Annotated in this window: 7 protein-coding genes and 1 pseudogene; 7 read left to right on the forward strand and 1 reads right to left on the reverse strand. The window is 33.1% G+C overall.

All coding sequences use genetic code 11. From position 1 onward, the window contains the following. Nucleotide 1: 1 nt before the first annotated feature. A pseudogene (gene murD / locus E4O00_RS13005) lies at nt 2-1,433 on the reverse strand (UDP-N-acetylmuramoyl-L-alanine--D-glutamate ligase). 787 nt (nt 1,434-2,220) lie between these two features. Here murD and E4O00_RS13010 point away from each other — a divergent pair. The 7 genes from E4O00_RS13010 (at nt 2,221) to E4O00_RS13040 (ending at nt 12,364) form a co-directional block, all read left to right on the forward strand. Next, complete coding sequence (locus E4O00_RS13010; RefSeq protein WP_253677775.1) at nt 2,221-3,528, forward strand: serine/threonine protein kinase; 1,308 nt, start codon at nt 2,221-2,223, stop codon at nt 3,526-3,528. 34 nt (nt 3,529-3,562) lie between these two features. Further along, complete coding sequence (locus tag E4O00_RS13015; RefSeq protein WP_253677776.1) at nt 3,563-4,276, forward strand: vWA domain-containing protein; 714 nt, start codon at nt 3,563-3,565, stop codon at nt 4,274-4,276. 45 nt (nt 4,277-4,321) lie between these two features. Next, nucleotides 4,322-6,067 carry a protein phosphatase 2C domain-containing protein gene (locus E4O00_RS13020; protein ID WP_253677777.1) on the forward strand — a complete coding sequence of 582 codons (1,746 nt, stop codon included), beginning with the start codon at nt 4,322-4,324 and terminating at the stop codon, nt 6,065-6,067. A 69-nt stretch (nt 6,068-6,136) separates the two neighbouring features. Then, nucleotides 6,137-8,296, forward strand: coding sequence for a MotA/TolQ/ExbB proton channel family protein (locus E4O00_RS13025; RefSeq protein ID WP_253677778.1), 2,160 nt, complete (start codon nt 6,137-6,139; stop codon nt 8,294-8,296). Between the two features lie 62 nt (nt 8,297-8,358). Then, on the forward strand, nt 8,359-9,015 hold the full coding sequence (locus tag E4O00_RS13030; RefSeq protein WP_253677779.1) for an OmpA family protein: 657 nt from the start codon (nt 8,359-8,361) through the stop codon (nt 9,013-9,015). A 15-nt stretch (nt 9,016-9,030) separates the two neighbouring features. Further along, entirely contained in the window at nt 9,031-10,116 is a 1,086-nt protein-coding gene (locus E4O00_RS13035) for an SUMF1/EgtB/PvdO family nonheme iron enzyme (protein WP_253677780.1), read from the forward strand. Nucleotide 10,117: 1 nt separating this feature from the next. Next, the gene (locus tag E4O00_RS13040) at nt 10,118-12,364 is read left to right on the forward strand and encodes an acetate and sugar kinases/Hsc70/actin family protein (RefSeq protein WP_253677781.1); all 2,247 of its coding nucleotides are present in this window, start codon (nt 10,118-10,120) and stop codon (nt 12,362-12,364) included. Nucleotides 12,365-12,382 lie beyond the last annotated feature (18 nt).

A 12,382-nucleotide genomic window follows, 5' to 3' on the forward strand; every position in this document is an offset into this window, starting at 1 on the left:
ATCAGCAAAATATTTCTTTTACCTTTTCTTTAAATTTATTGCCGCGGTCGAATTCGTTTTTGAACATACCGAAGGAGGCCGCTCCCGGTGATAGGGTTACAATATCGTCCGCTTCTAAATTTTCTTTTAATGAAAGCAAAAGAGAATCCAAACTGTCAAAGGGGCCTCTATATTCAATCGAGTTTTCTTTAAGAAGAGGAATTAAAAGATCCGTTCCTGAGCCTGCAAGGAGATAGAGGCTTTTGGCCAGCTTTGCTTTTTCGGCAAGCGGAATAAAATTTAAATTTTTATTTGTTCCGCCGCAAATTAGGATCGGCGGTTTATCAAAAGCTTCTATGGCAGCTGCAGAAGCCTCAGGAATTGTTGCCGCTGTATCGTTATAAAATTTTATTCCGTTTTTTTCATAAAAGAATTCCAAGCGATGCTCAATTCCCGAATACTCGTCCATAAATTTACGGATAATCTCCGATTGCTCTTTGATTCCTTTTTCTTTTAAATTTTCTGCCTGATAAAATTTTTGGTAAAGCAAAAGAGCGAGACCTGCGTTCAAGACATTTTGTTTAAGTTTAAGCCCGGGAACTTTTGCATCCTTTGAAAGTAATAGCCTTTCTTCATTATTTAAATTGCAAACTCCTTCTTGCCGGTTATTAAAAAAAACGCCGCCGCATTCTTCAGGCAAATTTTTCTCGCTGTACCAAAAAACATTTGCCCTTGTTTCTTCTGCAAAAATTTTACCCCAGCCGTCATCAAAGTTGCAGATTAGATAATCCGCTTCATCCATATTTTCATAGATGATTTTTTTGTCGGCAACATATTTTTCCATTGTGCCGTACCAATTTAAGTGATCGGGCATTATGGGCGTAATAATCGCAGCCTTTGGTTTAAGAAGCTCCTTGGTTTTTAAATCGGCAAGCTGCCAGCTGGAAAGCTCAAGCACCACGGGCGTATCCTGCGAGGTTTCTTCAAAAAAAACTTAAGGGGCTGACCGTAATGTTCCCGCCCAAAAAAGCATTGTACCCTAATTTTTTAAGCCCGTAATAAAGGGCGCTTACCGTTGAAGACTTTCCCTTGCTTCCGGTTACCGCCAAAACCGGAGCCTTTGAAAGAGCGAGAAAAACGGAAAGATCCGATTCTATTTGTTTTGCGGTTTCCAAAAAAATATTTCCTTCAAGTTTTACTCCGGGGTTTTTGATAACAAGATCGGCCTCTTTAAAATCTTCTATTCTGTGTTCTCCTAGTACAAATCTTATATTTGTAAAGGAGGATAATTTTTCAATTGAGGGCCGCAGTTCTTCCGAAGTTTTTAAATCGGTTACGGTAACCTCGGCTCCGTACCGGGCAAAAAACTGGGCAGCCGCAACCCCGCCGCCGTTGAGCCCCAAGCCCATAACGGTTACTTTTTTATTCTTTATATTTTCTAGGCTTATTTGCATGACCGATATTATAACAAAAAATTTTAGGAAGTTCCAGATGATGAAGACTAGTCTGTTCGATAACTGTGGTTTCGAACAGACTGGCGAGTTCTAAATCGCACAAATAGCACGATTTAGAACATCGCATTTCAATGTAACCTGTTCTAAAACGGAAGTTTTCGAACAGGTTTAATATATTGCAGTAGCAAACAATACAATAGAAAGAAACAAACCGATACTGTAGATGCCTAGGCTGTCTGCAAGGAAGCCGCAAAGAGGAGCAAGAACCGCTTGGAATTTCCATCAAGTTTATAAGCACATTTAAAAATGCAGTTAAAATTCCTATCTGAAAAAAATTCAATCCAAGCGAAAGATAAAACAAAATAATAAAGGGTTCCGAAAAATCAAAATTTTTTAAAAACCCGTACAAACAAAATCTTTTTATCATGCAGCACAGCTTACTCTATCGGGTATTATAGCATAGAAAGAGGAGATTGTATACTACCATACCCCGTATGGCAACCGCATCACAAAAGTTAAAGAACAGAGAATAGATAATCATCGTTAATCATACAAAGACCTAGTTTTTGTTTTATCGATGCTTTTTTATTTGCCATCATATAGAATCTTCATGTTCTTGTTATTGGAATAATCTTATTTTATATTTTTATTGTAAGAATAAGTCATAATATGGCTAACCTTGATTTAGAATATATTGATAATAATTTCTTAGAGTTGTCAACTTATCTCTAATTTATGTCCTTGTAATAGGTAAATAAAAATACTGCTTTAGTATGGAGAAGTGATTATGACTAGACTAAAAAAAAATCAAATTGTAAAGACTATTGATGGAAAGGAAATCAGAGTTATAGATGCACTTGGTGAAGGAGGACAAGGTATTGTTTACAAGGTTCACTTCAATAATAAAAATTATGCACTTAAATGGTATAAGAAATCTACAACTGATGATTTTTATGAAAATCTTAAAAAAAATGCAAAGAAAGGCGTACCTGCTGATACATTTTTGTGGCCGTTAGCTATAACTGAACGCAATCCTAAAGGATGTTTCGGTTATGTAATGGAACTTTGCCCTTCTAATTATAAATCGTTATCTCAATTTTTGCTGAACAATGTACGCTTTAAAAATATGAAGGCAATAGTCAATGCGGGAACTCAAATTACCGCAAGTTTTAAATTACTTCATAACCAAGGATATAGTTATCAGGATTTGAATGACGGTAACTTTTTTATTGATCCAAATACAGGAAATATTCGTATCTGCGATAATGATAATATAGCTCCGAACGGTATAAATCTTGGTATTCTTGGAAAGCCGAGATATATGGCTCCTGAAGTTGTAAGTTCAGAGCATTTACCGGATACATATAGCGACCGTTTTTCTCTTGCTATAATTCTTTTTCTCTTGTTCTTTAGAGGGCATCCTCTAGAAGGTAAGCGGGATAATTGCGATAAACCTAACAATGAATACAATCTTTTCTGTGACAAATCTTTATTTGTTTTTGATCCTAAAGACGATTCTAATCGCCCGAAACCGCAAATCCATAAAAATGTTTTGATGCTTTGGAATGTTTTTCCTGGTTTTGTTCAAAAAGAATTTATAAAAGCATTTGATAAGAATCTTATGCGAAATACAGGAGTTGGAAGAGGTGATAGAATAATTGAAAAAGAATGGCTTCAAATGTTTAGGAAACTTCGTCAATCTATTGTAACGTGTCCGAAATGCAAAGAACAAACTTTTTTTAATATGAAAAAAGAAATGTACAAATGTATGAATTGCGGTGTCAACATTGAGCGGCCGATGTCCCTTGTAATAGGAAAAGCTATTATTCCTTTGCAGCCGACTCAAAAAATTTATAACTATGAAATCGATGATGCAGAGGAAATGACGATAGAAAACTTAAATCAGGTAGTCGGAGAAGTAATAGAAAATCCTAAGAAACCCGGGATCTGGGGATTGAAGAATATTTCTAAGACAACCTGGTATAGGAAAACTCCCGGAGGAAAGGAGTTTAGTTATACTCACAATAGTGTCATCACTATTGTGAGAAACAATACAATTAAATTCGGTACCAAAGGTGAAGGATTTATCTCTTAAGGTACCATTATACAACCAAAGTAAGGAGTAAGATATGGGTGTATTAGACAATGTTGAAGGTGTAGCACGTAAAACTATGATTATGTTTTTTCTTATTGATACTTCAGGAAGTATGGATGGAAGAAATATCGCTGCTGTAAATGATGCAATGCGGGAAGTTATTCCTGATATTAAGGATATATCTAATAACAATGCTGATGCCAGCATTAAGCTTGCAGTTATGAGTTTTTCGAGCGGGACAAACTGGGAAACAGCTCAACCGGTTGAACTTGATTCTTATCATTGGAATGATCTCCAAGCAGGCGGTGTAACAGATATGGGTGAAGCATTCATAGAATTAAATTCAAAACTTGATAGAGATTCTTTTTTGCAAGACCCTTCCGGAGTAAAAGCTCCCGTAATAATTATAATATCTGATGGTGAACCGACAGATGATTATAAAGCAGGTTTAAGAAAACTTCAGCAGAATAATTGGTTTAAGAAAAGTATTAAAATTGCTCTTGGTGTAGACGATGCAAACATGGATGTTCTTTCTGATTTTACAGGAAGTAATGAGTCGGCAATTTATCTCAAGGATAAAAGCTTGCTTAAAAAACTTATCCATGTCGTCTCCGTAACTTCTTCAACTGTTGGAAGTAAAAAGGCCGGAGATGCTGAAGATGATGCAGTTGCAGCACAAGAAGCTGTAGCGGAAACAGTCAGAGATGAAATACAGGATATAGATTCTGAAACTGATGAAGATTGGTAGTCAAAATCTGTAATCAATTTACTATAAAGCTTTATGGAGGATAACATGAAACAGACCGCATTCGCATATTCATTTCAGGGAGCCGGTCATATAAAGAAAGAAGCTGATCTTGAAAATTTTGGTAAAAAATTCCCTTGTCAAGATAGGGCTTTTTCCGGTAATTTTGAGCCCTCTCAAATGATAGAAAAAAAAGACATATCATTATTTGTAAAGAATAATAGTTCTTTTGTTTCTCATGTTATGTTGCCGGTTGAAATGTGTCCCCATAAAGCAGGATTTTCATTAATCTGTGTTGCAGATGGACATGGCAGTGCTCCGCATTTTAGAAGTGAAAAAGGTGCAGAGTTATCCATTCAAACAGCCATAGAACTTCTTTCTGAAAGCATTGATAAAATTGATGCTGAACTGCAAAAGAAAAATTACTCAAAAATCAACAAAAATCTTAGTAAGTCTTTTGTGCGCCGTTGGATGTATAAAATACTCGAAGATATTGGTAATACAAAAAAGGAAGATTTATCTGAACAAATTAATGAATTAAAAAAAAGTGATTATGAAGCAGCTGAAAAATACGAAAAAGATTTAGAAAAAGGAAAAAAACTTGCAGATCATTATTTAGGTTTATGTCAAAATCTTTCAGTTGAAAATGAAGAAAAATCAGAAATAAATACAATTCTTGATGATTTTTGTACATTGAGCTTAAAATCTATATATGGGTGTACCACAGTTGTATATTTTCAGCTAAAAAATTCTTTGAAATGGTATGCCTTCAAGATAGGTGATAGTGATTTATTTGCTTCTTTCGATGGAGTATTTGTAAAGCCGATAAAAGATGATCCAAAATGTTTCTTAAATACAACAACATCCCTTTGTGATGATAATGCCGACAAAGAATTTTGTTTTCCCGAAATTGAATATCTTGAAAAAATACCGGATTCAGTATTTTGTTCTACAGATGGTGTTGCAGATAGTTTTCAAGACGAGTCCTTTATTAAAAAATTTTATGACCAACTTCAATTCATGTATAATGAAGATGGGGATTTAAAGACTGAAAATGAAATAAAAGAATATCTGCCAAAATTAAGTGAAAAAGGAAGCGGTGATGATATTAGTTTGGCTGGAATTATTTCTTATGATGATTCTATTGAAGCTAAACAGATAAGAAGACAATTGGCTGAAAATACGGTCGGTCAGCATTGGAAAAAAAATAATTATTCTGCAATTTATCCCATCCTGAAACCATATTTGGATAAGGGTGAAAGCCGATTTAAGTATATAAATGCGGTTTATGACTTTGGCGAAATGTTAAGACTTTCAAAGTTGAATTTCAACCAAAACTTTATTGTACAATGGGATAAAGCATACCTTAATCTTACTGATATTAAGAATGAGATTACATTAATGAACTGTTCCGATAAGCTCAACCGTTACATCTCCCAACTTTATATAACTATGGAAGCTATAATTGAGAAAGATATAAATAACTCAATAAATACTATAAACCAGAAATATATAGATGAGTTATTTAGTCCATTTATTACATCTGAATTGAATAGATATTATTATTACAAGGTACTATATGAATATAGATGGTTAAAAAAATGCTTTACTATAGGGATGATGACAAGTTTTTATGATTATTTTAGAAACATTGAAAATGATATGATTGTAATTGCAAGAAATCATAACTTTAAGGATATCGATAATGCACAAAAATTAATGGAAAAATATTTATCTGACTTACACAATATGATGTCTAGATATTGGTCTATGCAAGGCCCTATTCAAATGTAAATTACAGGAGAAATGTATAGACAAAATTGTTGTTTTTGTTTAAAATTATCGGATAAAAGGTTTGGTAAAATGAAAGAATATAATAAATTTTCCGGTTCCGTTATAAAAGTTACCATAATGCTAATAGGATTTATACTTATCGGCTTTATAGGTTTAATATTTAATATTTTCCAAGTTGAAAATATCAATGTAAATCAATTTGATAGGAATGATATTTATCCTATTTTTGTCTTATTTTTTATTTTTATAGCTATTATTTTACCTTTACAGCTGCTTGGAATTTCGATGGTTCTTAAAAAAATTATAAATAAGATGCAAGATATCAAAAAAACTTCTTATGATGACTACGGCAACATAATTGCCGGTTATGAAAAAATTTTTACTTCAAAAAAATATCTAGCACATATTTGGATAGCATATTTTAAGACTTTTATACATTCTACAACTACCGAATATATACATTTTAAGGATAAAACACGGGCAAATGCCGATTTATATTTTAATGCCGAAGAAATTGTTTCTTATGCCGGTACAAAGCTTCCTTCAATAAGCTTGTTAAAAATTGTTTCAGGAGCTTTTGTCGGATTAGGTATATTGGGCACCTTTATGGGGTTTTCACAGTCTTTATCCGGCGGAATAGATATCCAAAATCAAGATCAATTAGATGTAATTGTTGCCGGATTGAAAGTTGCCCTTAATACATCTATTTTTGGTCTATTTTCTTCCATTGTGTATAATTTTTTAATAGCGAATCCTATACTTCAACTTCTAAATGATAGATGTAAATTTTTAAGTGATGAACTCGATGATTCTTTTTACATTAGTGATGAAGAATGTATGAGAGCTCTTGGACATGTGGTCTTTGAAACGAAGGAATCAATCGTGATAAGCAATTCTGACATGACAGAGAAAGTTTCTGCTGTCATCTTGCAAGGAAGAGAAAACTTTACAAATGAGTTGAATAAAACTGCAAATATTTTGATGAGTATTTCTAATGAACTTGAAAAAACACCTGAAACTATTCAAATAGTGAATAAAGAATTGCGTGAAAGCATAGAAACCGCTAAAAAGAATAATCAGGAGATGATTGATTATGCTGTTAATTCTATTGAAGATAAGATAACCTCTTTGTTTAAGAATTTTGCCGATAGGTTTGATACTGCAAGCGGAACAATATTGTCTTCTATGGACTCGGTTAAAGATTTACCGATACAACTTCAAAACCTGCTTACAGATTCATCTGAACACTTTAAGAAACATCTTTCAGAGGTTATGCTGGAGACGGAAAAGCACTTTAATTCTGCAAGTGAGATAATGTATTATTCTATGAATTCAGTCAAAGATTTACCGATACAATTTCAGAACCTTCTTACCGATTCATCTGAACACTTTAAGGCAAATATTTCGGAAGTTATGCAAGAGACGAAAAAGATATTTAATTTATTGATGGAAGATGTCAATAAAGACATAAAGGAAACTCTTTCCGATATTGCTAAAGAGAATATACAAAATAACAAAGAAATGCTTTATGAAACAAAAGAATCGTTTGCAGGAATTTCAGAAACAATGAAGTCAAGTTTTGAATCTTTTATTGATTCGTCAACTGAAAGCATAGAATCCGTTATAGAAGATACAAAAAATCAGCTATTGGATTGTTTTAGAGGTTTTACTGTTTCAGTTGATGATACCGTTAAAAATATTGACTGTATTTCAGAAAAATTATCAGCGCTTACGACAGATTACTCCGGAATAGGAGAAGTCCTTATGAGTGCTTCAAACAGTATAAAAGAAGCAGATAAAGATTTATCTGCTTCGGTGAGAAAGGTATTTGAAGATATTCCTATAAAAATGGAAGCTATTGTTGAGAATTTATCCCAAGCTGCTATTTATGTAAATAAGGTTTCCGAATCTATGAATGGAATGGAAGAACTTCCTGAAAAGATTAGGAATATATTGAAGGAATTTACTAAGACTACAAACCAACTGCAGACTACATATAATACAACTATGGATAAGATTGAGAATTTATACTGTGAATCTTCAAAAATAAGAGAAGGTAATATTGATGGACTTGTATCAAAGCTAGATACCGTAACAAAATCAATGGAAAGAAGGAAAGAGGAATACATAAATCTTGGTAAATTATTAAATGATAATTTTGCAAAGTTATCTTCAAAGATAACCAATATATTAGCACTGGTTACATCAAAGAAGGAAAATGAAGAATGAGATCGAGGAGAATAAAGGGGAATTTTTTAGGCAATTCTTATGATCTTTCTGTTAGCGACCTAATGTCTGCATTATGCTGCATCTTCCTTTTGTTTTTGGCTGTAACAGTATATAAATTGAATCAGCAAAAAAGAGAATATCAACAAAAGAATGAACTTGCAACTCAATACAAGAATAAACAGGAATATTTGTATAAAGCCTTGGAAAAAGAATTTGCAAAAGATTTAAAAAGATGGAGTGCAGATATTGTACAAGTTGACGGTGCTATTAGGATTAGATTTACCGATGATTCATTTATGTTTAAAGGCAATGATTGGAAATTAACCTTTGATTTTGAAGATGTTTTAACGGATTTCTTCGGCCGGCTTATTAAAATAATTGGGAGTAATGATTTTTGTGATGATATTCTGGAATTGCGAATAGAAGGGCATACTAAAAAAATAGACGGATCAGTAAATGATTATAATAGAGGTATGGAAATTTCCATGAACAGAACAAAATCTGTCCTAACATATTGTTTGGAACATACTTTCATACCATATCAAAAAATAGGTGATGAGGAAGCAATCAGCTGGATAAGGAAAAGGATTGCCGGAATCGGTTATTCTTTTTCGATACCGGGAGAAAATGGAAAAGATAGACGTGTTGAATTTAAGATACGTACTCAGGCTGAGTCTGTTATTGATAAATTGCAGAAATTAGATGGAATTGCAAAGTAAAGGAGTGTTTATATTATGAAAGTTTTTATGGATATTGCCTATTCAGATGTGAACAAAGTTGATAAAGCTGATTTTGGGGAATATGTTTCAAATACGAAACTAAGAAATTTATTTAACGATTTGTATAAGGCAAATCAGAATAATTTTGTTGAAAAAAAGACCTATGCCTATATGAAATTAGGCTTTACTGATTCCAATGGTAATCCCATATATGCATATTTTGTTCCAAATACAATAAACAGGAGATGGCAATGGCAGCTTCAGGGTTCTCGTACCGAAAAAGAGATTTTTGCATTACAATCAACTACATCTGCATCTGAAAAAATTGTAATAGATAGTAAAGAAGAATATGAAAGCCCTCTTGAGCCGGAAAATGCTGTCCCGAAAAGAAATAAACCTGATCCGGCTGATGTATACGACCCAAGTAGCAAAAATAATAATCCCAAACCTAAAATGATTTCTTCGTTTGATATGATTTCCGTAAGAGGAAAAGGAAGTATAGAACCATTTCAAATAGCTAAATACCCTGTTGTCCAGAAATTATATAGAGAAATTATGGATAATAATCCATCCTATTTTAAAGATGGAGAGGAGGATAAACGTCCTGTAGAAAACGTAACTTGGGAAGATGCTATTAAATTTTGTAATAAACTGAGTGAACATCAGCACTTACAGCTTGTTTATATTTTAAAAGATGACGGCTGGGAAATGGATTTGAATGCAAACGGTTATAGGCTTCCAACACGGGAGGAATGGCTATTAGCTGCTAATGGAGGTGAGGATATACCGCCTTACAAATATTCCGGTTCTAACAACATTCAAAAGGTTGCTTGGTGGCAAGGTGATAGTCCTACTTCAACACATAATGTTGGTGATGATAGAAAAAAACCTAATCAGTTAGGTTTATATGATATGAGCGGTAATATATGGGAATGGTGTTGGAGTGAAATTGAAAATAGTCATAAGTGTTGCGGCGGAGCCTATAATAGTACTGAAGAAGAGATACGGCTTTTAAGTTCCAAAAATGTAAAAAATGTCGATTTGTTTGAAAAAGATCCGACAATCGGTTTCAGATTAGTAAAATCAAATGAGGAGAAATAATATGAATGAAAGTATTGTACGTTTTGTTGACAAGATTCCTTTTGATGAAAAAGAAGTTACTAAAGCTTTAGAAAGTAAAATATTATCTGATTTACATCAGATGAAAGAGTTATTGTTACAACATAGTAATCATTTTGAGATTAAAGATACAAATCTTATTTGCTGTTTTAATGAGCAAAATTATTTTTTGTTTAAGAGAAAAAATCCAAAAATTACTAAAGATGACTCATTAGATAAATATATAGAGCCTTTTTTACAAGGAGCCGGCATTATAGAACCGACCGCTTCACAGATAAGTACTATATATAGGGCATATAGGGATAATTATTCTCAGGAAAAGAGGTTTGATTTTGTCGGTGACAAGACCGGAAAAACAGTCTGGGTGTATACGAACTCTAAATGGGAAAAAACAGATTGGACAGAAGAAGCTGCTAAAACAGCTTATCCCGTGTTTATATCCATATTAGAAGATACAAAATCGAGAGAAGAGTTATTACTCTCATTATTAAAGCATAATCTTGAACCTGTAATATTTTCAAATACAAACGGACTTTCTGAAAAATTTAGTTTAATTTCATCATTTTCAGATCATCTTTCTTTTAAAGAAAATACATTTGTTTTTGATTCTAGAAATTTAGCAAATTTTGATTTTACTAAGTACAAAGATGAGATATACCCTTATTTACTTGAACAAATGGGATTGGAGTTGCCTATTGATTCAAAAAAAATTACAGATTATTTATTAAATTGTGAAACAGTAAGATGCGGCATGGATAAATATCCTGAAGCACTTATCACGGGAACGGATAGCGATTCGGGTTTATGGAATTTTTGGACCGATAAAGAACCAAAATATGGATTTGCTATTCCTGATGGATTAAAAATAACTGCACGTGATCCAAATGCCGATGTCGTAGAAGATGGTATAATTGCTATAGACTTTGGCACCAGCAGCACTGTAGTAGTAAGACGTAACCAGAATGGTATTCCTATTCAAATGAGTATAGGTAAGGGTGATAAATATGAAAACCCAACACTGATGAAGATTTTCAGTCTTGATAAGTTTATGGAGGCATATAGGGCTCGTGAGGGAAGACCCAATACAAAATGGGACGATTTGTGGGTATCTCATGCCGTCTATAATATTTTTGCTGGTAAGTCGCTCAAGGAAGAAGAGGTAAGTTCTATTTTATATCAAATAAAACAATGGGCTGCAAATGATAAAAAAAATACAGTTATTAAACCGATAAATGACAGTAATTTAATAACTTTAAAATCTTTAACGGATTTACTTGACTCTGAGGAATTTAATCCTATTGAGGTCTATGCCTATTTCATAGGTCTTTATATAAATAATAGACAGAAAGGCTATGGTATTTATCTTAACTATTATATGTCTTTTCCTGCTGCGTATGATAAGAACACTAAAAAGAATATTCATGATAGTTTTGAGCGCGGATTAAAAAAATCTATTCCGTCAAGTGTCTTCAAGGATGGTAGACATGAATTAAAAGTGTATATGGACGTAAGCGAACCGGAAGCTTATGCAGCCCGTGCACTACAAACTTTCGGATTTGAACCTGATGACGATAAGCCTGTAAATTATGCTATTTTTGATTTTGGAGGCGGAACTTCTGACTTTGCCTATGGATATTGGAAAAAACCTTTGAAAGTTGATCAGGAAAATTTTAACTATGTTATCGAAAATAAGGCCATTGATGGTAATAAATATTTAGGCGGAGAAAATCTCCTTGAAGGATTGTCTTTTAAAGTTTTTTCAGATAGCGATAATCTTAAAAAGCTTGATGAGATTAAAGAGAAGCAGGGTTATGATTGTAGATTTAACTATGGTATTCCTGAACAAGAGACGGAAGGTGTACCGACGCACTATCTTTCCGATCAACAGCCTGCAAAAAAAAATATGCGTGAAATGGCAGAGGAAATGCGTAAGTATTGGGAAAATGGAGCAGAATATTTTTCCGAACTTATAAATGATGGAAAGCCAAGTTATTCTGTAACAGATATTGAACATATTATAAATACATTAAAAGAGGGTATTCAGTATGCGAATTTATCTGAAGTCGAAACTAATTTAGAAAAAATCCTCGATGGAGTAAAAGACGGTACGGAATCACCAATCAATGCCTATTTAAAAATAGAAAATATTAAAAGAGATTATAAAGATATCTTACCGGAGGAGGATAAAGATCCTGATGTAATAAATTTTTTCTCTAACCCTTTCAAGTGAGAATATCAAGGATGGAGA

The organism is Treponema sp. OMZ 788 (assembly GCF_024181245.1).
Lineage (GTDB): Bacteria > Spirochaetota > Spirochaetia > Treponematales > Treponemataceae > Treponema_B.

Coding starts and splice junctions, on each gene's coding strand:
- E4O00_RS13010 (WP_253677775.1), top strand. CDS start 2,221: ATGACTAGACTAAAAAAAAATCAAATTGTAAAGACTATTGATGGAAAG.
- E4O00_RS13015 (WP_253677776.1), top strand. CDS start 3,563: ATGGGTGTATTAGACAATGTTGAAGGTGTAGCACGTAAAACTATGATT.
- E4O00_RS13020 (WP_253677777.1), top strand. CDS start 4,322: ATGAAACAGACCGCATTCGCATATTCATTTCAGGGAGCCGGTCATATA.
- E4O00_RS13025 (WP_253677778.1), top strand. CDS start 6,137: ATGAAAGAATATAATAAATTTTCCGGTTCCGTTATAAAAGTTACCATA.
- E4O00_RS13030 (WP_253677779.1), top strand. CDS start 8,359: ATGTCTGCATTATGCTGCATCTTCCTTTTGTTTTTGGCTGTAACAGTA.
- E4O00_RS13035 (WP_253677780.1), top strand. CDS start 9,031: ATGAAAGTTTTTATGGATATTGCCTATTCAGATGTGAACAAAGTTGAT.
- E4O00_RS13040 (WP_253677781.1), top strand. CDS start 10,118: ATGAATGAAAGTATTGTACGTTTTGTTGACAAGATTCCTTTTGATGAA.